Origin of the sequence: Alteromonas portus, assembly GCF_005117025.1 — a bacterium.
Classification (GTDB): Bacteria; Pseudomonadota; Gammaproteobacteria; order Enterobacterales; family Alteromonadaceae; genus Alteromonas; species Alteromonas portus.
The window spans coordinates 833,918-858,452 of the sequence record NZ_SWCO01000001.1 but is presented as its reverse complement, the minus strand read 5'-3'; the positions used below and the strand labels follow the sequence as shown (position 1 = coordinate 858,452).

25 protein-coding genes and 3 tRNA genes are annotated in these 24,535 nt (G+C 44.8%); 3 read left to right on the top strand and 25 right to left on the bottom strand.

Annotated elements, in window-relative coordinates:
• Window positions 1-19 precede the first annotated feature (19 nt).
• The 16 genes from nadA to aspS all read right to left on the bottom strand — a co-directional run bounded on the left by nadA (window position 20) and on the right by aspS (window position 12,127).
• Complete coding sequence (nadA, locus tag E5672_RS03570; protein WP_136780932.1) at window positions 20-1,075, bottom strand: quinolinate synthase NadA; 1,056 nt, start codon at window positions 1,073-1,075, stop codon at window positions 20-22.
• Window positions 1,076-1,318: 243 nt separating this feature from the next.
• Window positions 1,319-1,394, bottom strand: a tRNA-Lys gene (locus tag E5672_RS03565).
• A gap of 38 nt (window positions 1,395-1,432) precedes the next feature.
• Window positions 1,433-1,508 (bottom strand) — tRNA-Lys (locus E5672_RS03560).
• 24 nt (window positions 1,509-1,532) lie between these two features.
• A tRNA-Lys gene (locus E5672_RS03555) sits at window positions 1,533-1,608 on the bottom strand.
• A gap of 292 nt (window positions 1,609-1,900) precedes the next feature.
• Entirely contained in the window at window positions 1,901-2,695 is a 795-nt protein-coding gene (gene ybgF / locus E5672_RS03550; protein ID WP_136780931.1) for a tol-pal system protein YbgF, read from the bottom strand.
• Window positions 2,695-3,261 carry a peptidoglycan-associated lipoprotein Pal gene (gene pal, locus E5672_RS03545; RefSeq protein ID WP_014948870.1) on the bottom strand — a complete coding sequence of 189 codons (567 nt, stop codon included), beginning with the start codon at window positions 3,259-3,261 and terminating at the stop codon, window positions 2,695-2,697. The genes ybgF and pal overlap by 1 nt, the downstream gene beginning before the upstream one ends.
• 40 nt (window positions 3,262-3,301) lie before the next feature.
• Complete coding sequence (gene tolB / locus E5672_RS03540; RefSeq protein ID WP_136780930.1) at window positions 3,302-4,657, bottom strand: Tol-Pal system beta propeller repeat protein TolB; 1,356 nt, start codon at window positions 4,655-4,657, stop codon at window positions 3,302-3,304.
• A gap of 4 nt (window positions 4,658-4,661) precedes the next feature.
• A complete protein-coding gene (tolA, locus tag E5672_RS03535) occupies window positions 4,662-5,555 on the bottom strand; it encodes a cell envelope integrity protein TolA (RefSeq protein WP_136780929.1) in 894 nt (297 codons plus the stop codon).
• Between the two features lie 7 nt (window positions 5,556-5,562).
• Window positions 5,563-5,982, bottom strand: coding sequence for a protein TolR (gene tolR, locus E5672_RS03530; RefSeq protein ID WP_061485248.1), 420 nt, complete (start codon window positions 5,980-5,982; stop codon window positions 5,563-5,565).
• A gap of 29 nt (window positions 5,983-6,011) precedes the next feature.
• Entirely contained in the window at window positions 6,012-6,701 is a 690-nt protein-coding gene (tolQ, locus tag E5672_RS03525; RefSeq protein WP_014948866.1) for a protein TolQ, read from the bottom strand.
• Window positions 6,691-7,089 (bottom strand): tol-pal system-associated acyl-CoA thioesterase, encoded by a 399-nt coding sequence (ybgC, locus tag E5672_RS03520; protein WP_014948865.1) that lies wholly within the window; start codon window positions 7,087-7,089, stop codon window positions 6,691-6,693. The genes tolQ and ybgC overlap by 11 nt, the downstream gene beginning before the upstream one ends.
• Before the next feature lie 585 nt (window positions 7,090-7,674).
• Window positions 7,675-8,679 (bottom strand): Holliday junction branch migration DNA helicase RuvB, encoded by a 1,005-nt coding sequence (gene ruvB, locus E5672_RS03515; RefSeq protein ID WP_136780928.1) that lies wholly within the window; start codon window positions 8,677-8,679, stop codon window positions 7,675-7,677.
• Window positions 8,680-8,747: 68 nt separating this feature from the next.
• Window positions 8,748-9,368 (bottom strand): Holliday junction branch migration protein RuvA, encoded by a 621-nt coding sequence (ruvA, locus tag E5672_RS03510; RefSeq protein WP_014948863.1) that lies wholly within the window; start codon window positions 9,366-9,368, stop codon window positions 8,748-8,750.
• 36 nt (window positions 9,369-9,404) lie between these two features.
• A complete protein-coding gene (gene ruvC, locus E5672_RS03505; RefSeq protein WP_061485246.1) occupies window positions 9,405-9,923 on the bottom strand; it encodes a crossover junction endodeoxyribonuclease RuvC in 519 nt (172 codons plus the stop codon).
• Window positions 9,923-10,363 carry a dihydroneopterin triphosphate diphosphatase gene (gene nudB, locus E5672_RS03500; protein ID WP_136780927.1) on the bottom strand — a complete coding sequence of 147 codons (441 nt, stop codon included), beginning with the start codon at window positions 10,361-10,363 and terminating at the stop codon, window positions 9,923-9,925. Before nudB ends, ruvC begins: the two co-directional genes overlap by 1 nt.
• A 3-nt stretch (window positions 10,364-10,366) precedes the next feature.
• Window positions 10,367-12,127, bottom strand: a complete 1,761-nt coding sequence (aspS, locus tag E5672_RS03495) for an aspartate--tRNA ligase (protein ID WP_136780926.1) — start codon at window positions 12,125-12,127, stop codon at window positions 10,367-10,369.
• Window positions 12,128-12,374: 247 nt separating this feature from the next.
• Here aspS and E5672_RS03490 point away from each other — a divergent pair, with 247 nt between their 5' ends.
• Both E5672_RS03490 and E5672_RS03485 read left to right on the top strand, forming a co-directional pair.
• Window positions 12,375-13,226, top strand: a complete 852-nt coding sequence (locus E5672_RS03490; protein WP_136780925.1) for a DUF72 domain-containing protein — start codon at window positions 12,375-12,377, stop codon at window positions 13,224-13,226.
• Window positions 13,227-13,354: 128 nt separating this feature from the next.
• Window positions 13,355-13,831 carry a GAF domain-containing protein gene (locus tag E5672_RS03485; protein ID WP_136780924.1) on the top strand — a complete coding sequence of 159 codons (477 nt, stop codon included), beginning with the start codon at window positions 13,355-13,357 and terminating at the stop codon, window positions 13,829-13,831.
• 36 nt (window positions 13,832-13,867) lie between these two features.
• On the opposite strand, the gene E5672_RS03480 is transcribed toward E5672_RS03485, so the two are convergent.
• From E5672_RS03480 to E5672_RS03440, 9 genes are all read right to left on the bottom strand, one after another.
• Window positions 13,868-15,055: a flagellin N-terminal helical domain-containing protein gene (locus tag E5672_RS03480; RefSeq protein WP_136780923.1), complete on the bottom strand. Its 1,188-nt coding sequence runs from the start codon at window positions 15,053-15,055 to the stop codon at window positions 13,868-13,870.
• A gap of 151 nt (window positions 15,056-15,206) precedes the next feature.
• Entirely contained in the window at window positions 15,207-16,547 is a 1,341-nt protein-coding gene (locus E5672_RS03475; protein WP_136780922.1) for a sigma 54-interacting transcriptional regulator, read from the bottom strand.
• Entirely contained in the window at window positions 16,544-17,128 is a 585-nt protein-coding gene (locus E5672_RS03470; RefSeq protein ID WP_136780921.1) for a hypothetical protein, read from the bottom strand. The genes E5672_RS03475 and E5672_RS03470 overlap by 4 nt, the downstream gene beginning before the upstream one ends.
• A gap of 1 nt (window position 17,129) precedes the next feature.
• Window positions 17,130-18,527 (bottom strand): sensor histidine kinase, encoded by a 1,398-nt coding sequence (locus E5672_RS03465; RefSeq protein ID WP_136780920.1) that lies wholly within the window; start codon window positions 18,525-18,527, stop codon window positions 17,130-17,132.
• Between the two features lie 62 nt (window positions 18,528-18,589).
• Window positions 18,590-18,871: an EF-hand domain-containing protein gene (locus E5672_RS03460; RefSeq protein ID WP_240692144.1), complete on the bottom strand. Its 282-nt coding sequence runs from the start codon at window positions 18,869-18,871 to the stop codon at window positions 18,590-18,592.
• Between the two features lie 301 nt (window positions 18,872-19,172).
• A complete protein-coding gene (locus E5672_RS03455) occupies window positions 19,173-21,242 on the bottom strand; it encodes a putative bifunctional diguanylate cyclase/phosphodiesterase (RefSeq protein ID WP_136780919.1) in 2,070 nt (689 codons plus the stop codon).
• A 176-nt stretch (window positions 21,243-21,418) separates the two neighbouring features.
• Window positions 21,419-21,862, bottom strand: coding sequence for a tellurite resistance TerB family protein (locus tag E5672_RS03450; protein WP_136780918.1), 444 nt, complete (start codon window positions 21,860-21,862; stop codon window positions 21,419-21,421).
• A gap of 162 nt (window positions 21,863-22,024) precedes the next feature.
• Window positions 22,025-23,704, bottom strand: a complete 1,680-nt coding sequence (locus tag E5672_RS03445; protein ID WP_136780917.1) for an ATP-binding SpoIIE family protein phosphatase — start codon at window positions 23,702-23,704, stop codon at window positions 22,025-22,027.
• Between the two features lie 20 nt (window positions 23,705-23,724).
• Window positions 23,725-24,030, bottom strand: coding sequence for an STAS domain-containing protein (locus E5672_RS03440; protein ID WP_136780916.1), 306 nt, complete (start codon window positions 24,028-24,030; stop codon window positions 23,725-23,727).
• A gap of 170 nt (window positions 24,031-24,200) precedes the next feature.
• Between E5672_RS03440 and yciH the strand changes: the two genes are divergently transcribed.
• Entirely contained in the window at window positions 24,201-24,533 is a 333-nt protein-coding gene (gene yciH / locus E5672_RS03435; protein WP_136780915.1) for a stress response translation initiation inhibitor YciH, read from the top strand.
• Window positions 24,534-24,535: the final 2 nt, after the last annotated feature.

The following is a 24,535-nucleotide window of genomic DNA, read 5'->3' as shown; positions in this document are numbered from 1 at the left end:
GTGCTTATAAAACGTGCGCTTATAGCCCGCCTTTCGCTTTTAGCTCGGCTGAGAAGTTAAGCATGCGATCAAGTGGAATAAGTGCACCTTTACGCAACTCATCATCAACAAAGATTTCATGACCATCAGTTTCGCCCGTTAAAGACGCCTTAATCGCTTCTAAGCCGTTCATTGCCATCCAAGGGCAGTGAGCACAACTTTTACAGGTAGCGCCGTTACCGCCCGTTGGAGCCTCTATAAACGTCTTCTCTGGAGTAAGTTGTTGCATCTTGTAAAAAATGCCTTTATCGGTAGCAACAATAAAGGTGTCGTTATCCATGGTTTGCGAAGCTTTTATTAGCTGACTGGTTGAGCCTACTGCATCTGCCATTTCAACCACGCTCGCGGGTGATTCAGGGTGAACCAGAACCGCTGCGTTTGGATATAGCGCCTTCATATCTGCAAGCTTCTGCGCAGAGAATTCATCGTGAACGATACACTCCCCCTGCCACATTAGCATGTCGGCACCGGTTTGCTTAGCAATGTAAGAGCCTAGGTGTCTGTCAGGGCCCCAAATGATTTTCTTGCCCTGGCTGTCTAGGTGCTCAACGATCTCAAGGGCAATGCTTGACGTTACTACCCAATCAGCCCGCGCTTTCACCGCTGCTGATGTATTCGCGTAAACCACCACGGTGTGGTCAGGATGTTGGTCACAAAACTCGCTGAACTCTTTTACCGGGCAACCGATATCAAGGGAACAGGTCGCTTCAAGGGTAGGCATTAGCACGGTTTTTTCCGGGCTAAGAATTTTCGCCGTTTCGCCCATAAAACGAACGCCAGCAACAATTAACGTTTGCTCTTCTACATCTCTACCAAATCGCGCCATTTCTAACGAGTCAGCTACACAACCGCCAGTTTCTTCAGCAAGCGCCTGAATTTCGTGGTCGGTGTAATAGTGTGCGACAAGCACAGCGTTACGAGCCTTAAGCAAGGCTTTAATCTCTGCCTTTAACTCAGCTTTACGTGCTTCTGATAATGGCTGTGGTTTTGCTGGGAACGGGTACTCTACCTGATCCACTCGAAATGCTACTGACATTAACCTACATCTCTGTTGCGACAAGGGTGCGGATTATACCCAACTGTCATAAAAATTACACACTACCTATTCAACATAAGCGTAATTAAATAGTCGTATTTGTGCTTACCTGTTCCACTACATGGGGTTAGGTAAACCAGATCAAAGTAAAAATGAGATGAGTAGCGTTTTAAACGCAATAAACATTAGCGTTTTGTACTGAGGAGATTATTTAAAAAAGGAATACTTAAGTTTGAGGCTTGATGGTGGGTCGTGCTGGATTCGAACCAGCGACCAATTGATTAAAAGTCAACTGCTCTACCAACTGAGCTAACGACCCATCAAGTGACACACAGATAAGTTTAGCAATTCAAATGATGGTGGGTCGTGCTGGATTCGAACCAGCGACCAATTGATTAAAAGTCAACTGCTCTACCAACTGAGCTAACGACCCATCATTTGATGCTAGGAGAGAAAGTGGTGGGTCGTGCTGGATTCGAACCAGCGACCAATTGATTAAAAGTCAACTGCTCTACCAACTGAGCTAACGACCCTTTCTTTCCTGTTGTTGCCTGTGTCTTGGCAACGGCGGCATATAATACTCAGATTTTTATTCGACGCAACCCATAACGTCCTTTTATTTTCATTTTTCTGTCAAATTACGACTAAACGGTCAAAATGAAAACAAATCGCTGGGTATTTATACCAGTGCTAAATGAGTTTAGTCGTTTTTCTACGAAACACAGTAAGATTTGGTGCAGAAGTTTTATGCAGTCTGAATGGAAATTTTCGAAAAAAAATTTTCTTTAACTCATAAAAAAGCCTCTTTATTAGAGGCTTTGTTCATTACAAGTTATTTAACCGAGATTCAGCAAGGCGTTTTGCCGATGAATCAGGGTAATCATTTACAACTTGCTGGAACAGCTGTCGCGCTGCTGAACTGTCTCCCGTTCGCTCAGCAATGACACCTAATTTTAATAAGGCGTCTGGACGCTTAGCAGAATCGGTAAAGCGATTAGCTACAATATTAAATTGCTCACTTGCTTCGCTCCACTGCTGCTTGTTAAACAACAGTTGCCCTAACCAGTAGTGCGCGTTTGGTGCGTAACCACTGTTAGGAAAGCGAGATATGAACGATTGAAACGCAGGAATGGCTTTATCGTACTCACGAGACTTAAGGATTAGATTCACCGCATTTTCATAGGCTTCGTCTTCACCTGCTTGCGGTGCTTGCGTAGGCGTAGATGCTGCTGGAGAGCTTACAGAGCCCGAATCAACACCTGCACTAGGCATAGCACTACCTTGAAGCGCGCCACTTTGCTTAAGTGCTTCTACGCGTTTATCTATTTCAAGGTAAAGCTCACGCTGACGCTCAAGTACTTTTTGAAGTTCATTGGTATTAACTTCAACCGCACCGCGCAGCTGGTCGACTTCCATTTGCATGTTATCTAACTGCGTTTGCAGCCTGTGCTGCATTTCAGTTCGACTTTTAACAATACGCTCAAGCACAACAATGCGCTGTTCTAATTCACTGCCGCCATTAGCGTCTACCACGGGCGCTTGCGCAAATGCGGTAGAAACAGCAAGGGCGCCACATAACGTGACGCCCATTTTTAATGTCTTATTCGTTAGAATAGTCATTAGCGGTAAACAACCACTCCGCGACGGTTTTGAGCAAACGCATACTCAGTAGAACCCATCACTGCTGGTTTTTCTTCACCGTATGAAACCACGGTTACTTGGCTGCTGCTTACGCCAGCATTAAGTAGGTAAGTTTCAACAGACTGTGCACGACGCTCGCCTAGTGCAATGTTGTACTCTGGCGTACCACGGCTGTCTGTATGACCTTCAATAGTCACTTTAGTGCTTGGGTTTTTCACCAAGAATGCCGCGTGCTTGTCTAGAATACGCTGGAACTCTGGCTTGATGCTTGAGCGGTCAAAGTCAAAGTAAACGGTTTGTTCGTTTTTCAGCGCTTCCATTTCTTGCTGAACCATTTCTTCTTGACGCTTCATACGCTGTGCAGCTTCTGCTTTAACACGTTGTGCTTCTGCTTCACGTGCCTCTGCTTCTGCAGCCGCTTGTTCTTGGGCAAGACGGTTACGTTCTGCTGCCAATTCTTCTTCGCTAGGGCCTGAAGAACATGCCATCATTGTCACTACTGGCAATGCGATAATGAAGCTCTTCATCACTTTATTCATTTGCATCCTACTAATCCTTAAATTTTATTGTTTAGTCGTTAAATTGTTAGAACAAAAATGGTGACCAACTTGGCGATTTAACTTGCCCATTGGCTGCTGGTAACCTAGCTTTAAAACGCCCATCTAGAGAAACCAGTGACAACACTTGGGTCCCCTCGTGAAGGGTGCTGTATATAATCATGCTTCCGTTCGGCGCTACACTTGGTGATTCATCTAAGTACGTCCGTGTCAGTACTTGAGGTGACCCACCATCCAAAGACTGTTTAGCAATGTGATAGTTCCCATTAGTTTGGTTAACCATGATCATTTGCTTACCGTCTGGGGAAATTGTACCGCCAAGGTTCTGTTCACCTACAAAGGTAACTCGCCTTACTTTCCCAGAATTTAAATTTACGCTATATATCTGGGGTTTACCACCCCGTTCCGAGCTAAATATTAAACCACTGCCATCTGGTAGCCATGAAGGCTCCGTATCAATCGCTCTATTGCGTGTAACTCGGCGAAGATTTTTTGTCGCCAAGTCCATTACATAGAGTTCAGGGTTTCCATCTTTCGATAAAACCATTGCAAGTTGCTTGCCATCTGGTGAGAACACAGGGCTACTATTTATTCCCGGGAAATCAGTAATGCGCGTACGCTCGCTGGTGTAGATATTTTGAATGAATATTTGCGGCCTACGGTTTTCAAAGCTTACGTAAGCAAGCTTCTCGCCATCAGGCGACCACACTGGCGACATTAGCGGTTCTGGTGAAGACAGCAGGCGTGTTTCGTTCTCGCCGTCGTAGTCTGCAATCACTAATTGATAAGGTTTTTCAACCGTATCGCGGTCGCGAACAATAACGTAAGCAATTTTAGTTAAAAATGCGCCGCGAACGCCGGTCAATTTTTCATAAACTATGTCGCTAATTCGATGCGCATACTGGCGAAAATCTCGACCGTTTATCACTGCCTGACGGGCAGCAAGTACATGATCGTTACTCGATACTAAATTACCGTCTTTAAGTACTTTAGCCTGGCCTTTGTCGACCTGCCCCTTAAGTACATCAATCAATTCATAGGATACAAGGTAGCGTTCGCCTCCTTGTGGCTCAATGCTTCCCACCAAAACAGTGTCTACACCTAAGGTCGCCCATGCAGTGAAAGACACTTGTTCTGCTGTTTCAGGGTACTGTGGCATTTTGTCGACAGATACCGGGTTAAACTTACCACTACGCATCAAATCGGCCATTACCACTTTAGAAATATCACCAGGCATGCTGCCCTGACCTTTCCATTTAAATGGCACAACCCCGATTGGACGTGCACTATCTACGCCTTCGGTTATCACAATTTCTAAGGATGCAAACACTTTGGCACTGAATGCCATCGTAATAAGCGCTATCCATAAACCTAGTTTTTTCATACCACTATAATTCCACTTTTAAAGTAATGTCTTTTAACTGCTCGTAAACGTCTGGCGCGTCAGATACCGGTAACTTTTCGGCTCTGCGAACCGCGCTTTCAGCTGCCCTACACAGCGCATCATTGCCACCAAGTACGCGAATACTCGTCACAAACCCTGTTGTTGCTAACCGAATATTCAATCGACAGGTTTTGCCTTGATAACTGTCGTCTGAATACAGGTTGCGCTTAATGGTTTGCTGAATAAGTGCGGTATAGCGCTCGACTTCAGTAAGTACCTGTTTTCGTCTACGTTCTTGCTGAGCGGCCTGTTCTTTCGCAAGCTGCTCTTGCATGATCCTTTCCATTTCAGCGCGTTCAGCCGCTTCTTTTTTCTTCCGTTCAGCCTCAGCTTTCGCTTTTGCTTCACGTTCTTTACGCTCTTGTTCCTTTTGCGCCGCTAAACGTTCCAAGTCTTTTTGGCGTTTCGCTTCAGCAGCTTCTGCTTCACGCTTTTCTTTCGCGCGCTTAGCTGCTAGCTGTTGCTGACGTTTTTTCTCTGCTGCCGCCTCTGCTTTTCTTTGCCTTTCTTGCTCTTCGGCTCTTGCTTGTGCTTCAGCTTGTGCCTGCTCCCTTTTTTGATCTGCAATTGCTTGCGCATCAATAAACGTCGCTTCTATCACAGGCGCATTTGACGGCATACTCGGCAGAGGTTCAGGAGAAAAACTGACGCTAATTAGCAACAGTGCAGCAATAAAAAGATGCAAACCTATAGATTTGTAAAGCCCGACTTGTTCTGGGCTTATCCCACTGGCTTGCTTGGCACTTTTGCCGTTCTTTTTATCACCACTTACACCGTTACTCGCGTTGTTTGAGTGGCTGGCGGTTGACGTGCTTTTCGACACTTCGGGTTTCGACATATCTTTATTACTCAACCGGATCCGTCATTAACCCTACTGAAGGCACACCCGCCTGCTGTAATAACACCATTAGCTGTATCACTTCGTTATACGCTACTTGTCCATCGCCTTTTACCACTACGGGCGTATTAGGCTCTTTGGTCAACTGTGCTTTTACAATAGCGCCAAGCTCATCTTCGCTAATTGGCGATTCCTGGTCTTCGCCTACATTAAGAAAATAGCGACCCTTAACATCCACTGACGCAATGATTGGTGGTGTATCTTCTTGCTCTATCGGGTTGGCACTTGCTTTAGGCAAATCCACCTTTACCCCCTGAGAAATAAGCGGCGCCGTTACCATAAAGATAATAAGCAACACCAACATCACGTCGATGTAAGGCACTACGTTTATCTCTGATACCGGCCTGCGGCGTTTTCTTACATACATAACAAGTCCTCCGTTTGGAATGTAAACGCTTAGGCTTGTTGTTGTGCTTGCGCAGCAACGGCTTGGCGGTGAAGGATTGCAGAGAATTCTTCCATAAAGTTACCGTAGCTATTTTCAAGCTTCTCAACCTGATGGCTGAAACGGTTGTAGGCAATAACCGCAGGAATAGCAGCAAACAGGCCGATAGCAGTTGCAATAAGTGCTTCTGCAATACCCGGCGCTACCATAGCAAGGGTAGCTTGCTGCACTTCACCTAGTGCGATGAAGGCATTCATGATCCCCCACACAGTTCCAAATAGACCGATGTAAGGACTAATTGAGCCCGCCGTGGCTAAAAAGGGTAAACGACTTTCTAGTTCTTCGACTTGACGAGACATAGAAACGCGCATGGCACGGTATGTACCATCAACTATGCCGTTGGTAGCGGTGTTAGACTTGCGCAGGCGAACAAACTCTTTAAAGCCTGAGCAAAAGATGCTGCCCATGCCTGTTAGGTTAGTTCTGGCAGAAAGCTCTTGATAAAGACGGTTAAGGTCAGCGCCTGACCAGAACTTATCTTCAAACTGACGCATTTCGTTGCGTGCCGCCGACAACGCTTTGCTGCGTTGGAAGATAAACGTCCACGACGCTATCGACACGCTTAGCAACAAAAGCATAACTAGTTGAACAATAAAACTCGCTTGTAAGAACAAGCCAATAAAAGTGAGATCAGATGACACGCGAAATTTCCCCTAACAAAGTACGTGGTAATCTTTTTGGCTTCATAACGGCCAAATCGACGCAGGCAACCTTGATATCTCCGGATACCAATGTAACGCCTTGTTCATTTTTAATAATTTGTTGAAACGTCATACTAGCGCCTTTCAATTCTACAACGCGAGTTTCAATACTCAACAGTTGATTAAACCGTGCAGGCGCATAGTTATGCATTTCAACGTGTTTGACGACGAAAGCGATGGATTGTTCCATCAGCGTGTCTTGTTCAAAACCTAGCTCGCGAAGCCACTCCGTACGGGCTCGCTCCATAAACTTAAGGTAATTCGCATAATAGACGATACCGCCTGCGTCGGTATCTTCGTAATACACTCTTACCTGATGTAAATGCATAACTATTCCTTCACCCAAAAATTTAATAATCCAAAACGGAGTTAAAATAACTAATTAGCGCGACAAAATGCAGAACAAAACCTCCCCACAGACCCTATCAAAGCTAACATTTAATTAAAAATAAACCAATATGAAACACCCAGTTAACACATTAGTTTTTCTAATTCAAAACAACAATTTTACTCAATTGTAGTTTTTTCTGCTCTCCCTATAATGCACAGCATCAGTCGTACAGAGCGTGATGGTGCTTAGCACGGTCATGCAAGAGTTATTCTCCTGTTAGACATGAGTTCCCTGGATTTATTTCCTTCAACACTTGTTGTTTTAGCCCGCTCAATGAGCGGGCTTTTTTTTGCCTGTAATTTAGCATCGGTACAACACAAAATATTAGCGGCCCATGCTTAACTTGCGCTATGCGATAATTCGCTATCCACTTTCAATGCTCTGAACTGACAGCTCCCCCATACGAGCATTTTCTTGTAGCGTTTGAAACGGCTTCTATATTTTCCGTGTTGCCAAAAAAAGCCCAGCAATCCTGCTAGGCTTTTAAAACGAATCTAAACCTTCTTACAAAGGGACGGTAAATTATTCTGACGGAGCGAAATCAAAATGAAGATAAGCACGCTGCGACACAATTCGGCCTCGAGGCGTGCGCTGTAAAAAGCCCTGTTGAATAAGAAACGGTTCAATCACGTCTTCTATGGTTTCTTTCTCTTCACCAATGGCTGCTGCCAAATTGTCTAAGCCTACTGGCCCACCATCAAACTTTTCGATAATAGCAGTAAGCAATTTACGGTCCATGTAGTCAAAGCCTTCTTTGTCTACATCAAGCATATCTAAAGCTTTGGCAGCAACGTCGGCGCCCACAGTACCGTCAGATTTGATTTCGGCATAATCCCGAACACGGCGTAACAAACGATTAGCAATACGCGGTGTGCCACGCGAGCGACGTGCCACTTCTTGCGCACCTTCCTCGTTCATGTCTAAATTCAGATAGCTCGCGCTTCTTGCCACAATACTGGTAAGGTCTTTTACGTTGTAAAACTCAAGGCGTTGAACAATACCGAAACGGTCGCGTAATGGCGACGTTAGCGAGCCTGCGCGGGTGGTAGCGCCTACCAGCGTAAAAGGAGGAAGGTCTAGCTTAATTGAACGGGCGGCCGGCCCCTCGCCTATCATAATATCAAGTTGATAGTCTTCCATGGCAGGATAAAGAATTTCTTCTACTACTGGGCTTAGGCGATGTATTTCGTCTATGAACAATACATCATTGCGCTCAAGGTTGGTAAGCAGTGCAGCCAAGTCGCCAGCTTTTTCTAGCACAGGGCCTGACGTGGTTTTAATGTTCACGCCCATTTCATTTGCCACAATATTCGCAAGCGTGGTTTTACCTAGCCCTGGCGGACCAAAAATAAGTAGATGGTCTAGCGCATCGTCGCGATTACGCGCAGCTTGAATAAAAATTTCCATTTGCTCACACACGTGAGGCTGCCCCGTATAGTCTTCCAACATTTTAGGGCGAATGGCGCGGTCGATGACCTCGTCTTCGGTGCTTGCTTCAGGCGTAATCAGTCTGTCGGCTTCAATCATGATAGTTCTACTTTAAACGGTAACGTGAAGACAGGCAGACTAAGAACTGCTGTCTTCGTTGAGTGCCATTATATGGCCGCTTTTAATGATTCGCGAATAAGGGCTTCGCTTTCCATGCCCTCTTTATATACGCTGTCGACTAGCTTGCTCGCTTGAGCAGGTTTATAGCCCAGTGCAATAAGCGCGCTTTGCGCTTCTTCCCGAGCGTCGTTTACAGCAACAATAGTGTTGGTGGATAACAAGTCGCCACTTGGGGGCGGTACAGCAATACTCTGCGCCTTGCCAAATTTTGCTAAGCGGTCTTTAAGCTCTACCACTAAACGCTCTGCGGTTTTCTTACCTATACCCGGTAAGCTGACGAGCGCAGAAACATCTTCATTTTGTACGCTTGCCAAAAACTGGCTTGCCGACATACCAGATAAAATAGCAAGGCCTAACTTCGGGCCTACACCATTGGCTTTGATCAATTCTCTAAAAAGCCCTCTTTCCATTTTATCAGCAAAACCAAACAGTAACTGGGCGTCTTCACGAACCACAAAGTGTGTGTACACCACTACTTCTTCACCCACCGCGGGAAGCTGGTAGAAACTGGTCATAGGCATGTGAATTTCGTAGCCAACGCCGGCTACATCTACAAGAATTTCTGGAGGCTGTTTCTCAGCCAACGTACCGCGAATTCGTCCAATCATGAATTATCTCTGTAAAAGCGTGAGCTTCGAGCAGTATTAGCGCAAACGACCACGAACGGTTTTTCGGGCTTGCCCTGCCATGTTTATCAGGCTCTGTTCAGTGTGTGCATGACACAAGGCAACGGCTAACGCATCGGCAGCATCGGCCTGTGGCGTGCCGCTTAAGCTAAGCAGGTGTTTTACCATGTGCTGAACTTGCGTTTTATCTGCGCCACCTTTTCCAACTACCGACTGCTTAATTTGCCTTGCGCTGTATTCAGCAACAGGAAGTTGCGCTTGGGTGGCTGCCACAATGGCGGCCCCTCTGGCCTGACCAAGCTTTAACGCTGAATCAGGGTTTTTCGCCATAAATACTTGCTCAATCGCAAACTGGTCGGGTTTATATTGACGAATAATATCGCCAACTCCGGTGAAGATATTAGCAAGACGAGAAGGCAAATCTGCCGTTCCAACGCGAATGCACCCGCTTGCTACATACACCAGTTTACCTTGCTTGCGTGCAATTAAACCGTAGCCTGTGATCCGAGAACCTGGATCTATACCCAGTATAACCATTAAGGCACACTCGGTACAAACAAAGATACCGCTTCTTTATTAGAGGGAGACCATAAACGCGCGAGCGCTTCGTCTTTCGACACCCATTCGTACTGCAAGTGCTCTGTTAAGGCAAGGGGTAAATCGCTGTTTATTTGAAGGGAAAATACGTGTTCTGTGTTGTGCACAGTACCAGGAGGATAACGATGTAGCCAGCGGCTACGAATTTCATATTGGTTTTGCTTATCGTGGTCGTTAACCACAAAGCCGTGTGCTTTGGCATCGATACCAATTTCTTCACACACTTCACGATATGCCGTTTCTAAGGGTAACTCTCCCTCTTCTAACGCGCCGGTTACCGACTGCCAAAAGGTGGGGTCGTCTTGTCGTTGCAAAAGCAGCACTCGGTAGTGTTGGTCGTACAACACTACCAGTGCAGATTCAGGCTTCTTATACGCCATAAATTACGATTGCTTTTTCACCGTTGCAATAGCGAGCTCTTCAAGCTGCTGTGGGTTTGCAGGGCTAGGCGCCGATGTTAACGGACATGCCGCTGTGGTCGTTTTAGGGAACGCCATCACATCACGAATAGACGTCGCGCCAGTCATAAGCATTACAAGACGGTCTAGACCAAACGCAAGACCTGCATGCGGCGGCGCACCAAAGCGCAGCGCGTCAAGCAAGAAGCCAAACTTGTTCTTCGCTTCTTCATCGTCAATGCCAAGAATGTTGAATACCGTAGACTGCATGTCTTCATTGTGAATACGTACAGAACCACCGCCTAATTCAACACCGTTCAATACCATATCGTAAGCATCAGATAAGGCTTCAGCTGGGTTAGCTTTAAGTTCTTCTGGCGTTAAACCACGTGGCGCGGTAAACGGGTGGTGAATAGCGTGAAGCTGACCGTCAAACTCTTCGAACATTGGGAAGTCAACAACCCAAAGTGGTTTCCACTCGCCTTCAAGAAGCTCAAAGTCTTCACCAAGCTTAAGACGAAGTGCGCCCATCGCTTCGGTAACCACAGTGTAGCTGTCTGCACCGAACAATAGAATATCGCCACTTTGTGCGCCAGTGCGCTCAATGATTGCGTTAGTAATGTCTTCCGTTAGGAATTTAAGGATTGGCGACTGTAGTCCTTCAAGACCTGCGCCAGCATCGTTAACTTTAATCCATGCTAGGCCTTTCGCGCCGTAAATACCTACGAACTTGGTGTATTCGTCAATTTGCTTGCGCGAAAGTGACGCACCGCCAGGTACGCGAATAGCCGCAACGCGACCTTTCGGGTCGTTGGCTGGGCCGCTGAATACTTTAAAGTCAACGTTAGCAAGCAAGTCTGCAACGTCTGTTAACTCTAGCGGGTTGCGCAAGTCGGGCTTGTCGCTACCAAAGCGCTTCATTGCTTCTGCATAAGTCATACGCGGGAAGTCACCAAGGTCAACGTTTAGCATTTTGTTGAACAAGTCGCGGATCATACGCTCGGTAATAGACATTACGCCATCGGCATCTAAGAACGTGGTCTCAATATCGATTTGGGTAAATTCTGGCTGACGGTCGGCACGTAAGTCTTCATCGCGGAAGCACTTAACGATTTGATAGTAACGGTCCATGCCCGACATCATCAGAAGCTGTTTGAAAAGCTGTGGCGACTGCGGAAGTGCAAAGAACTCACCTTTGTGGGTGCGGCTTGGCACTAGGTAGTCACGTGCACCTTCTGGCGTTGCCTTAGTAAGAATAGGGGTTTCAATATCAAGGAAACCTTCTTCTTCTAGGAAGCGACGTACAGCACCGGTTACTTTTGCACGGAATTGTAAACGTTGGCTCATTACAGGACGGCGAAGATCTAGATAACGATAACGAAGGCGCTGTTCTTCTGAGTTTTCTTGGTTCCAGTCTAGTGGAAGTACGTCAGACTTGTTGATCACTTCAAGGCCTGTGCCTAGGATCTCAATCTCACCTGTGCGCATGTCTTTGTTAACTTGACCTTCAGGGCGCGCACGCACTTTACCCGTTAGCTTTACGCAGAATTCGCTACGCAATGTGTTAGCTACCGATAGCACGTCTGGTAAATCTGGGTCGAACACCACTTGTACGATACCTTCGCGGTCGCGTAAGTCGATGAAAATTACACCGCCCAAATCGCGACGCTTATTAACCCACCCGCAAAGGGTAACTTCTTGTCCAATGTATGATGAATCGATATTCCCACAGTAATCTGTGCGCATGGTCCTTGACCCCTGATGTTTTTTCTTGCTTCGTATGCAGTGAATTGGCGTTCAAAACCGCTTACTTTTGGGCTTAAGACTTTGCCAAAAATCGCGTAAACTTGCTGGCCAATTAACTGGCCCACCCACAACATGCATAATGTAATGATTTAAAGGCCGCATAGTATAAACAAATGCTTGATAAAGCCCAATGACAAATATGCACAAATCAGCCATATCACAAGGAAATCTCTATATTGGATTGCCAATGTGGCAACACAGCCATTGGCCAAGCACGTGGTTTGCTAATTATCCCAAGTCTGATAATGGATTGTCGTTGTATGCCAAGGAGTGTAATACGGTTGAAGGGAATACCACATTTTACTCTCTTCCCCACCAAGACGCTGTAGCGAGATGGTGCGATTCAACACCCGACCACTTCAGATTTACTTTCAAGTTTCACCAAAACATTACGCATGTACATCAATTACAGCATTGTGAAGAAGAGGTTACCCAACAGCTTGCTTTATTAAGTCCGCTAAAAGAAAAGCTAGGAGTAATGATGCTGCAACTGCCCGCTTCTTTTGGGCCAGAAAAGCTATCCATTTTAGATACTTTTTTAGCGGCGTTACCCCAGGAATTAAACGTAGCGGTTGAAGTGCGCCACCTGGCATTTTTTGCAAAGGGGGATGAGGAAAAGGCGCTTAACCAACTTTTGATCCGCCACGGTGCGAATAGAATCATTATGGACACCCGAGCTTTATTTAGCGGGCCTTTAGATGCAGGCGGAGCAGATAAGCGTGCTATGCTAGAAGAAGTCCGGCAGAAAAAACCGCGGGTTCCCGTTAACGTTATCGCTACAGGCCATACTCCCATTGTCCGTTTTGTCGGTAACGATATAGACGATGATAACCAGCGCTGTTTATTGCCTTGGGTGAAAAAAGTGAAGATTTGGCAAAGTGAAGGAAAAGACGTGTACTTTTTTTGTCACCGCCCCGACAACAAAGACGCCCCTTGGTTAGCTCAGCAGTTTATCGATTTGTATAACAACGATAATCCATCACTTGTGCTAAATAACCTGTCTATTAAAAGCCAGCCCGAACAGAATGCCCTGTTTTAATGATAAGCCACTGACATTGCGCCGATTGATATTTCGTTTTTAATAGATAGCGTTTTTCTAATTCAACGGTAAACTATCCTCCTTATCTTTTTTGGTACTACACCATTATTTACTGTGAAATAACCTCAATGAACCATGAATATGAGAAAGCGCGTATTGCTGCGCTGGAGTCGTTAGATATTTTAGATACTTCGCCAAGCGAACAACTTGACGAACTTACCAAAACCGTACAGGAAGAATTTAATGCTAAAACCTGCTTGGTGAGCCTTGTTGCAGAAGATCGCCAATGGTTTAAGTCTCGCCAGTGTATGGATGCTACCGAAACACCGCGTAATATCTCGTTTTGCACCTACGCGATAGCCGAAGAAGAGTACTTGATTGTCCCCGACGCTAAAGCCGACAAGCTATTTGCTAATAACCCGCTAGTCACTGGAAACCCTTTTATTAGAGCGTATGCAGGTGCTATTTTGCGCAATAAAGACGGTTATGAGTTGGGAACGTTATGCCTTCTGTTTGATGAACCACGTAGCTTTACAGCGCCTGAAATAGAAAGTTTAAAACAGCATGCTCGTAGCGCCGAGGCCATTATTTTTTCTGATTTTTGAGCGCTTGAACCCTAGAGCTTCGATTAGTCAGTAACACTAATTCAATAGGAATAGGACATTTTGTGGCATTTGGTTAGCCATGGCCAAAACACTCACATTGGCTTTCTGTAAAATGGAAAAACGCGTCTCTTCGGCAGTAACACTAGTAAAGTCCGATTGAGTGATTTGAGCATTGGCGCGCTGAATATTTACGCTTGTGCTCGACAAACTCTTTAATGCCGAAGAAAAACGGTTCGATGTCGCTCCCATGTCTGTGCGCAAATTTCCTATAATTTCTAAAGCGTTATCGATAATACTAAGCGCGCTCTCACTTTGCTGTGCACTCTGGGCATTATATTGCCCTACTTTGCTGTTTAAACTCGACGATATTTGTAGTTCACCTGTAGGGGTAGCCACCCGAAGTTCGGCACTTGCTTGGTCTAGAGTTACGTCGCCGGTTAGAAGATTTGCACTTGTTGCATTAAGCCCGAGTATTTCATTCGCGGTATTACTAATAAGCGCAGCATTGACACCCTGATTTTCAATCAGTTGTACTGCCCGCTCAATAAACGTTAACCCGCTATCTGTTGAAATACTGATTCTTTTTTCTCCGGGGGAATCGTCAGCGTTAAGAATGACTTCACCAGCGCTAAATGCGCTTGCCCCAGACACGTCATCTCCACCTATGGCATTAGATTGCTGGCCTGATTCAGATACGGAAAAACCAGATAAACCTAATGCAGAAAGGCCTATTCCATCTCCTTCGAGTGATAAATCGACACGAATGCTTTGGCCACCATTAGCGCTTACCGTAAAATCGCGGACAAAACTTCCGTCAAAGAGCTTTTCTCCTGCAAAAGAAGTCGTTCCCGCAATACGCGATATTTCTTGAAGGTGACCTTGAACCTCTTGGTTAATAGATGCTAAATCGCTTTTACTGTAAATCCCGTTTTGCGAGGCTATTGATAAGGTGCGTATGCTGTTTAAGTGACGGGTAACTTCACCTAGGCTTCCGTCGACAACTTGAGTAAGTGCCTGTCCACTATTGGCATTAGCCACTGCTTGATTGAGGCCAAGCGCTTGACTGCTAAGACGATTGGAAATTTGAAGCCCTGCCGCATCATCACTCGATTTGTTGATACGAAGCCCTGAACTGAGTTGTTCAAACGACCGGCTAAGGCCTTTATTTACACCAAATAAGGTGTTTGTGGCTTCTTGTGCTGCCACATTGGTATGTAAAAACATAGTGTATCACCATATACATAACACCTTATATAACAGTAGTAGAATGTAGACGGATGACACGGCTATCGTTTAAAAAATAAACTAAAGAATAATATAGAAAAACTAACGGCGGTTTTAGCCCCCGTTAGTTCACATAATAGACAGTATTTACCTATCTAAAATCGGCTGCATCTAACTCATGCTTTTTCATAAGTTTATGCATGTCTGTACGGTTTCTTCCTGCAAGCTCTGCCGCGCGCGTTACATTACCGTCTGTCATCTTAAGTAGCTTGTGAAGGTATTGCTGCTCAAAGGCATCGCGCGCTTCTGTAAGCGTGGGCCAGCTTTGCTTGGTTGCTGAAAGAGCCTGCTCGACCAAATGAAGCGGTATAACCGGCGTTTGCGTTAGTGCCACACACTGTTCAACGACGTTCACGAGCTGGCGTACGTTGCCAGGCCAAGACGACGTCACTAACTGCTGCATTGCGTCATCTGAGAACTGACTTACATTTACGCCATGACGCTGCGCGCTTTGCTGTAGCAATGATCGCGCAAGTAACGGGATGTCCTCGCTACGCGATTTCAGCGAAGGAAGCTTTAGATTGACTACATTTAGTCGGTAATACAAGTCTTCGCGGAAGGTGCCTTCTTCCATTTCTTTGTGCAAATCTTTGTGCGTCGCAGAAATGATACGTACATCAATGTCTACGTGCTTGCTGCTTCCTACAGGGCGAATTTGTCTCTCTTGTAGGGCACGCAATAGCTTCACTTGAAGCGTCATTGGCATATCGCCAATTTCATCTAAAAATAGCGTACCACCGTCAGCTTCTCTAAATAAACCGGGGTGTGCCGCTACTGCGCCAGTGAAGGCACCTTTTGCATGGCCGAATAACTCTGACTCAAGCAAGTTTTCAGGCAATGCTCCACAGTTAATCGCCACAAATGGCTTGTCGCTGCGGTTGCTGGCTTTATGAATTGCATTAGCGAGCAACTCTTTACCGGTTCCACTTGCGCCGCTAATAAGTACAGATACTTCTCTCTGCGCAATACGAAACGCTTGGTCTAACACGTTTAGCATTTCCGGCGAACGAGTAATGATGTCTTTCGCCCAATCTCCCGGCTGTGCAGCCTGAGATTGACTTAACGCTTTTTGCAGGAGCGCACGTAGCTCATCGTGCTCCACTGGTTTAGGCAAAAACCCAAATACGCCGCGCTGGGTGGCAGCTACAGCATCGGCAATGGTCCCGTGAGCAGTCATCAAAATAACAGGAATATCTTTTCTAATTCCCATAATTTCTTCAAATAAGCTCAATCCGTCTAAGCCGGGCATGCGAAGATCACTAAGTACAACGTCATAGTTGTCATTTTGAAGCTTTCTTAACGCCGACTGACCGTCTTCCACTGCGGTCACGTGATATCCCTCACCTTCCAGACGGATGGTTAGCAAACGCAATAAGCTTTTATCATCATCAACCAACAATAAGTTAGGGTTACTACTCGCCTTTTCGCTCACTGTTGTGTACTCCTGTTTTTATCCATTAATGTTGCTTCAATTTGCAACAGTTCTTCTAATTTTTTGCGCAAGTTTACGGCTTCTTTTTCAAGGGCTTTTAGTTTCTCTCCACGCAAGGTGTTTTCTTGCTCTAATACCACCATGGCAGACTCTAGCTGCATTATTTGATTGTTATGCGATGCGGCAATGACATTAATCACTTCCTGAGCAGTCGGGGTAAAGGTGCCTGCAATATCATCCAGCGCGAGCTGAGCGCGCAGCCTATCTTGATAGGGGGTGTCAGTAGGTAGTGTTAATAAATAGGCATGAAGCGTATCGAAAGCTGAGTCTGAGAGCGCTTTCAAAACTTGCTTGCGCTCTAACCATGGTTGGTTAGCCGCTGCAATCCACGTATTAAGCCAATACGTCGTATCACAATTGTGCTCAAAGCCTTCTGGCGGTTCATCAAATAAACAAAAGCCACGTTCTATCTTTGCTACAGGTGTTACCTTTTCAGGCTCTCCTGCTTTGTCGTTGTTTCTGGTTAAACTCTGACATCCTGTCAGTACCAGTAAGGCGACAATTAAACCACTTTTTCTCATTTTATTTTTCCTGTCGCGGAATGGTCACTCTAAAGCAAACATCGGCATAGTCTACATCTACAACTTTTACATCACCATGCATTAGTCGAGCGCAATCGGCAACAATTGATAACCCTAACCCCGTTCCAATAACGTTGTCGTTTCTTGGCTCGGTTCCTCGAATAAAAGGTTCAAATAGGGTGTGTACCGACTCTGGCGCAATTCGTTTCCCACGGTTTGCTACGTCCAGTACAAGGTTATCATTTTCGTTATAAAGGCTAATATTAATCGGTCTTCCAATCGCACCGTGCGCAACGGCATTGGACACTAAATTATCGAGTATTCTTCTAAACAACTCTTCGTCTACATGTACTGTAGGTGCGGAAATATTTACATCCACCTCTCTTTCTTGAATGGCAAGGGCATAATCGTCTAAACAGGCGGTGACCAGCTTTCCAGCATCGCTTTCAACTATTTTGGGTTGCGCCTGTTGTAACAGCAAATTGTAGTCGAGCAATTTTTCAACCAAGGTATTAAGGCGCTGTGTGCTGCCAGTAAGCAATGACAGCACTTCTCGTTGACTGTTATTTAACTCGCCGACCACGTTTTCTGACAATAAACTACAGCCTTCTTTAATACTCGCTAGCGGTGTTTTAAGTTCGTGTGCAGCATGTCGTAGTAAAGCGGTCCTGATATGTTCTAATTGCTGAAGGCGGTCGTAGAGCCAATGCAAATCCTTTTCTACGTCAATAAGCTCTTTGGGAGCCTGTCTGGACAACGGAGGAAGTTGACCGTCACTGTGCGCCATTATCCGAATTATTTTTTTGAGGTTATTAACAGGGTTTACAATCAGTTGGCTGCCCATCAATATAAGCAGTAACGACACGCTTACCAACATGGCTGTGGACCACGCTTGCTTTGCCTGCATGGCGTTTAAGTCGTCTTGCTGAACTTTAACCCGCTCTGTTATCGCCGCTTCTACATCATCGCGTAATTGATCTACGCTACCTCCTACCGAAGCTAAATATGCGTTAAGCAATAGTTGGTCTTCTATAGCTCGGTATTCAGCGAGTTGGTTGAGTTGTTCGGACAGTCGCGAACATGTTGCTGGAACGGAAAGCGCCTGACATAGGTTATCAGCCGCTACGGCAAACTGGTCTATAGCATTATCAGAAAGCTGCGCAACACGCTCGTTACGTAGAACCGCAAACTGTCTAATACTGCGCTCTACATCAACCACAGCATTATCTAAACGCTGCATGTCGCTAACGACATCCACCACAAAACGCGTTTCCAGCGTAGTCATTTGACCGACTTTAGCTAAATCACTTTGACTTTGCCATAACAGTGCTATGAGCGGGATGAGGGCCAGTACAAAACTACCTAACGTTAACTGCCTTAGTGAACCAAGTTGTACCAAGCGTTCACCAAACGATACCTTGTTTATCAGAACCTTACCCTCATCGATGTTGATATTCTTATCTACTCACCTGCTGTGAGCTTTTCATTACCTGGTGTAAGCTTGCTCTTTGCCAATTCGGCTTCAGAAAGCTTACCGTCTTCGTTGTCGTCAATCAGACCAAAGTTACGCAGTAATCCTGTGTGTCTTACCGCTTCCTTAAGAGAAATTAAGCCGTCTTTGTCTGTATCTAACTGCTGCATAAGCGAACGCGCTGGTGTGGCATGCGCATCTGCTACCGAAATGGCTTGCACTGCCGCAACAGCACAAAGTGCTAAGAAAACTTTTTCGAGACGTTTCATCATGAATCCTCCGCTAAACGCTTGTTAAAATCCTTCTCAATTCGCCAATTTTTATCCTATGGCTTCTGCCACCAATGAATAATTAAGGCATATGGATATTACCATTAGTCTTCAATTAACCACATCATTAATGCATGTAAACTCGCTATGCGATTTTCAGACCATAATAAATATAGTCTTTAAAAACAGAAAGATAAGAAAATAACGATGTTTTAATATGGGTAAACCATGGACGGGTGTTGCAATAAAGAAACACTGGTAGTGAGTGCATGTCGGCAACAATACCGACATGCATATTTTGGTATCAGGTAAATTGTTCAGCTTTGTAATGGCAAGGAGAAGCAACGAGCTCGTTTATAGGCACTGGCTTGCTAAACATGAAACCCTGAACATTGTCACAACCGTGCGCTTTGAGATATTGCCACTGCTCAAGATTTTCTATTCCCTCTGCGCACACAGAAAGGGATAGTCGTTTTGCCAAATCAATTATAGCGCCTGTTACTAAGCGACTGCGTTCAGATGATTGAATTTCTGTCACAAACTGCCTATCAACTTTAAGCGTATCAATATTGATTTGAGTGAGGTAACTCAATGAGGAGTACCCGGTTCCAAAATCGTCAAGGGCAATAGCGCACCCCATATTACCAATGCGCCTGAAAAACTTATTTGAGAGTGCAAAGTTTTCAAGGTACGCGCTTTCAGTCACCTCGAATTCAATGTTTTCGGGGTTCACGTCATAAAGCGTAAACGTATTATAGATATGATCGAAAAGCTGATTACTTCTCAAGTCGTGGCCAGATAAATTGATTGAAGCCCTAAACGCGCCCGCGGCCCAGTGCTTGAGATCCGGCATATCAATGCACACTCGATTTATCACCCATCGAGTAATAGCAGTAATCTTACCGCCTTGTTCAGCGATAGGAATAAACTCGTTTGGCATAACCAGTCCAAACTCAGGGTGTTGCCAGCGTATTAATGCCTCAACGCCAATAACATCTCCGTCGTTATTGACTTTAACTTGGTAATAAACAACAAACTCGTCATTCGCTATTCCTTGCTCTATTCCGTTAGCCAAATGCAGCTTGCGCTTGTGAGATTCCACCATATCAGGTGTAAATAAAGTATAGCTTCCTCTTCCCCTCGCCTTCGAACGATACATGGCGAGGTCGGCATTACTCATGAGCTCACTTAAATCATAACCGGCATCAGACGCAGTCGCTACGCCCACACTCAAACCTACAGTGAGTGACAGCCCTCTAAGCTCAAAGGGTTCATCAAACGCTGTAATTAGTCTCATCGCTAGACTCTTTGCTTGATCAGTCGTTGCGTCTCGATCTGGAAGTACTAAGAATTCATCACCACCTAAACGAGCAAACAGATCACCGTCTCTCAGTAAGCACTGCACTCTATCTGCAACTTCGATCAAAATTAAATCGCCTGTTTCATGCCCTAATGAATCATTTATGCCTTTAAAACCGTCAAGGTCGAAAAATAGCAGCAGTAAATCTTCATCGTTTCTCTTTGCCCTTGCTAACTCCAACCTAAGGTTATCAAGAACAAATTGCCGATTGGGTAAGCCTGTTAGACTATCGAAATTAGCAAGGCGAGACATGGTTTCTTGCTGATCAACCAATGTTTGTTTCTGTTCAAAGTTAACCAGTAACTCAACTTCGATTGCATCTAGTAAACTATTAATATTGCTTGCTATTCTGCCTATTTCATTAGATGAATTGATTGAGCTTCTAAGCGCGTAATCTTTTGTTTCAAAGACCTCTTGAGTGAATCGGCCTAAAGAGGCTAAGGGTGATATCAATCGATATAAAATGAAAATACAAACCCCTGTACACAGCAACCAAAGTGCCAGCACGATGGGGACTTGTTCTAAAAATTGTCGAGCGCTATTCGCTGTCTGTATATTGTTGGTGTCGATATAAATAACGACGTGTCCCATGGGATAGAGACTACTTCCAACAATTTGGTGGGCGACAATGACACCCTCGTATTGAGATATACCAAATGGAACATTTTCTGGTGACTTAGGTACAGAGGAGTCGCTTATATCAACCACTCTTTCTGGCTGAACAGCGGTGATAACGTTAAAGTGATTGTCGTAAAGCGCCGCAGAAAGAAGATGCTTATGCTCTTTGATTGGCTGGAAAAGCGAAGAAAGCAAAGCTTCGTTACCAGGGTTTCTTTCCATCATTACTGACAACTGTAGAGCAAGAGAATTACTCAACGCAGCGGTGTCATCCCTCACTACTTCGATAACTGATTGGTGATGATCTAACTTGTTGACCAGTGCGATTGAGATGACCAAGACAGACATGGAAAGGGCAATAGCGAGCCCAATCGGAATTTTTAACGTTCTAAACACTTGTGTGTCCTTGATTTACTGCCGTTTTTAAAGCGGAGTATGCAAGGTATTGACTTCCTTAACACTGCCGCTTTTTTATTATTCTGGGAGTAATAGTAAGTCACGTGGTTAGAAATTAACAATGGAATTTTAGAGGAGTAGACTGCGCTGCTTGGGAAGTGCGTTACTTAGTACCTTCAATTAGTACCTTCAATGACCTCAAGCTTAGTTTTGATATATTGACTGTGGGGCACATACAACAAGTCTGCAATTTGCCTAATAGTGCTTTCTTCTAATGGCGCTAAGGACTCATCGGCATAGGCTATTGCCCAAAGGCTTTTAATAACGCTTACCTTTTCCTCTGCAGAATAATGTTTATTGAGTACCTGAGTAAAATGCACAAGGTCGACCGCTTCATCAGCCGTTTCCCGCCCTTTATCTAATAGCAACGCCATTGCTTCGTCATCAACATTCACTAGGCGCTTGAGCTGTTTTTGATATTCATCTTTCTCAGTTTCAGTTACTTGATTATCCGCATTTACCAGTTCGCTAAGTAAAGCCGCTGTGGCAAGTTCAAGCGTGTAGGCAGGTTTTGCTTTCTTGTGCGACTCTTCAAATAGTTTTAAAAAAGATTTCAGCATAAGGCCTCTTGTTAATAGGTGTAGTAGCGCAGCAGATATTTAAAGTTAAATGAGTATTGAGATATTTGTTACTGAGGGAAAGAAGATTTCGATTAGTTGTTTAAAACTGTGGATGATTTAGAAAGCATAACGCTTCGCGTTGTGCAGACCTGCCGCATTTTCTCAATGATGGCGAACATTGAGCAAGCAGATGACTTTACTACCGTTGTTTTCAAACCATACTCGATCACACAATGTGTTAATTAGAGAAAGGCCCCGACCATAGCATTCATTGTTAGATGGATGGGTTCCTGCTAAATGCGTTTTATTTTCCCATTCAAATCCATTCCCGCTATCTGCCACTGAAACCAATACCTGTCCTCTGTCTGGTAACGATTCGATTCTAATGATGATTCGACCACGGCGTAATGCATTTAGTGACACTTCTCGATTTTCGTAATACTGTTGAAACCCCGCGCTGTCTTGTTTAAGTTTCGAGTCCAGCTTTAAAATACCGTGTTCAAGTGCATTATTAAAAAGTTCTGACAACACGGTAAACATAATTGAACGAATGCTCTGTATACCCTCGCACTGTCCTGCTAATTGAAGCACTCGTGGCAGAGCATCGGGTTGCTTTAGGTGCTCGGCATCAAGCGTAACTTCATGTACTGATGGAAAACCACATTCGACTTGGTTGCTCAAAGGCATTTTTATTGGCCTTGAGGTAAATACTACTAACGTGACATCATCTTGAAATGTAGACGTTGCGCAGTGGGCCTTAGCGCGGCTAAATAGTGAATTAGCATCGACAATGCCTTCTTCTATCATTTGATCTTTTACTATCTCTGCTAACCCTTCTTCCAACAACATATCGCCATCATCGTTCGCAATTTCGATAAGTCCGTCACTGCAAATAATTAACTGCTCGTTGTGCCCTAAATTAACAATATCGATGTCAGTGTTAAGCTCATGCTCTTCCAATACGCCCAGAGCCATGTGACGAGAAGATATTTTACGCAACGTTCTGTTTGACTTGGCTGGGATAATCACCGCAGGCATCCCGCCCTGCCATAAATTTATTCGGTTTCCTGCTGCGTTAATCTCTCCGACTACAGCGGCCATGAACATATCACTGGGCAAAAACTTAGTGAGGATTTGGTTTAATTCACTAACAATTTCAGATACCGATACGCCTTGTTGACTTAGCTCTTGGAATGCACGGGTAACAGGTAGTGCGCCAATAGCTGAAGCAAGCCCGTGGCCAGTAAAATCACCTACAATGAAATAAATGCCCCCACTAGGACTTGCTTCGCACAGAAACAAATCGCCGTTAAAGGTTTCAGCAGGTTGGAGAAAGCAGTCGAAATGCGCCTGCACTTCTGGGCGATTAACAATTGCATGGCTGAAGATATGCTCTACGATGGCGTGTTCCCGTGCCACCCTTTGGTTGAAAAGCCGTAACGCTTTGTTCTGTTGTTCCACATGTTCGCTTAGCGCACGTATTTTTAAGTGTGCTCTAATTTTCGCGATTAAGATGTGTCGGTCAAAAGGTTTAGTGGCAAAGTCATTCCCTCCTACTTCCAAACAGCGGACTAAACTATCTTTGTCCTCTAAAGCAGTGATAAAAAGAATGGGAAGATAGGTTCCTTTTGCGAGCTTGCGAATTTTTGGTGCAACATCGAAACCAGATAAGCCAGGCATGACAACGTCAAGCAAAACCAAATCTGGCTGCTCTTCAGTAAACTTCTCAATCGCCTCTACACCATCCACTGCTTCAACGCAGTTTTTATAACCAGCGTTATAGAGCATGTTGGTTAACAGAGTACGGTTGATAGCCTCGTCATCAACAATGAGGATTTTCAACAGAAGGGGTCCTACACAGACTATTTAATATCGAACTTTTTATCGAACCGAGATATTTTGAGAATTTTTGCCACCTGAGGCCTGGCATTCTCTATGCTGTAAGAGAGTTCTTTATCTGCTAATGTTTTTTGCATATTCAGTAACATGCCCAATGCCGAGCTATCCATATATTCGGTGCGAGACAAGTCAACGGTAATATGATTTGCACCGTCATTCAATTCGCTGTAAGCATTCCTAAACTCTTCTACTTTACTGAAATCAAACTTTGCTCCTACATCGATAACCAGTACTTTCCCCTGATTCTGGTAGCTTGATGTTATTTCCATATGCTTTCCTTAAAATGTCAGTAGAAATGCTTCAATACATGCTTTTAACTTTGCTATCCTTATCTTAGTTGAACTTTTCTACATCGCCATCACGAACGGCTTAAACTTTCGTATGATTAAGTTTTAATTAGCTCATTAAAGATGGTTTTACGGATTTGATTGAGGTATCTATGCAAGACTGGCAAGACGCTCTTTTGGTTTACAGTACAGAGAGCGGTAAAATAAAGCCTGAGCAAAAAGCAGAGCAGCGTTCAGTTTCTTCAGACGGCGTAGTCCGTATTCATAGAGAAACAAAAGGTCGCAAAGGTAAAGGTGTGTCGTTAATTAAAGGACTAGATCTTCCTTCTGACGAGCTAAAGAAACTGGGCTCAGAATTAAAAAAGAAATGTGGGTGTGGTGGAGCAGTTAAAGATGGCGTCATTGAAGTACAAACAGATGACAGAGAAAAACTGCGATCGCTACTTACCGACAAAGGTTACAAAGTTAAGCTTGCTGGTGGTTAGCA

Excerpts from the sequence above, each read along its gene's own strand:
- nadA (WP_136780932.1), bottom strand. The coding sequence starts at position 1,075 with ATGTCAGTAGCATTTCGAGTGGATCAGGTAGAGTACCCGTTCCCAGCA.
- ybgF (WP_136780931.1), bottom strand. The coding sequence starts at position 2,695 with ATGACTATTCTAACGAATAAGACATTAAAAATGGGCGTCACGTTATGT.
- pal (WP_014948870.1), bottom strand. The coding sequence starts at position 3,261 with ATGCAAATGAATAAAGTGATGAAGAGCTTCATTATCGCATTGCCAGTA.
- tolB (WP_136780930.1), bottom strand. The coding sequence starts at position 4,657 with ATGAAAAAACTAGGTTTATGGATAGCGCTTATTACGATGGCATTCAGT.
- tolA (WP_136780929.1), bottom strand. The coding sequence starts at position 5,555 with ATGTCGAAACCCGAAGTGTCGAAAAGCACGTCAACCGCCAGCCACTCA.
- tolR (WP_061485248.1), bottom strand. The coding sequence starts at position 5,982 with ATGTATGTAAGAAAACGCCGCAGGCCGGTATCAGAGATAAACGTAGTG.
- ybgC (WP_014948865.1), bottom strand. The coding sequence starts at position 7,089 with ATGCATTTACATCAGGTAAGAGTGTATTACGAAGATACCGACGCAGGC.
- ruvB (WP_136780928.1), bottom strand. The coding sequence starts at position 8,679 with ATGATTGAAGCCGACAGACTGATTACGCCTGAAGCAAGCACCGAAGAC.
- ruvA (WP_014948863.1), bottom strand. The coding sequence starts at position 9,368 with ATGATTGGACGAATTCGCGGTACGTTGGCTGAGAAACAGCCTCCAGAA.
- ruvC (WP_061485246.1), bottom strand. The coding sequence starts at position 9,923 with ATGGTTATACTGGGTATAGATCCAGGTTCTCGGATCACAGGCTACGGT.
- nudB (WP_136780927.1), bottom strand. The coding sequence starts at position 10,363 with ATGGCGTATAAGAAGCCTGAATCTGCACTGGTAGTGTTGTACGACCAA.
- aspS (WP_136780926.1), bottom strand. The coding sequence starts at position 12,127 with ATGCGCACAGATTACTGTGGGAATATCGATTCATCATACATTGGACAA.
- E5672_RS03490 (WP_136780925.1), top strand. The coding sequence starts at position 12,375 with ATGTGGCAACACAGCCATTGGCCAAGCACGTGGTTTGCTAATTATCCC.
- E5672_RS03485 (WP_136780924.1), top strand. The coding sequence starts at position 13,355 with ATGAACCATGAATATGAGAAAGCGCGTATTGCTGCGCTGGAGTCGTTA.
- E5672_RS03480 (WP_136780923.1), bottom strand. The coding sequence starts at position 15,055 with ATGTTTTTACATACCAATGTGGCAGCACAAGAAGCCACAAACACCTTA.
- E5672_RS03470 (WP_136780921.1), bottom strand. The coding sequence starts at position 17,128 with ATGAGAAAAAGTGGTTTAATTGTCGCCTTACTGGTACTGACAGGATGT.
- E5672_RS03460 (WP_240692144.1), bottom strand. The coding sequence starts at position 18,871 with ATGATGAAACGTCTCGAAAAAGTTTTCTTAGCACTTTGTGCTGTTGCG.
- E5672_RS03450 (WP_136780918.1), bottom strand. The coding sequence starts at position 21,862 with ATGCTGAAATCTTTTTTAAAACTATTTGAAGAGTCGCACAAGAAAGCA.
- E5672_RS03440 (WP_136780916.1), bottom strand. The coding sequence starts at position 24,030 with ATGGAAATAACATCAAGCTACCAGAATCAGGGGAAAGTACTGGTTATC.
- yciH (WP_136780915.1), top strand. The coding sequence starts at position 24,201 with ATGCAAGACTGGCAAGACGCTCTTTTGGTTTACAGTACAGAGAGCGGT.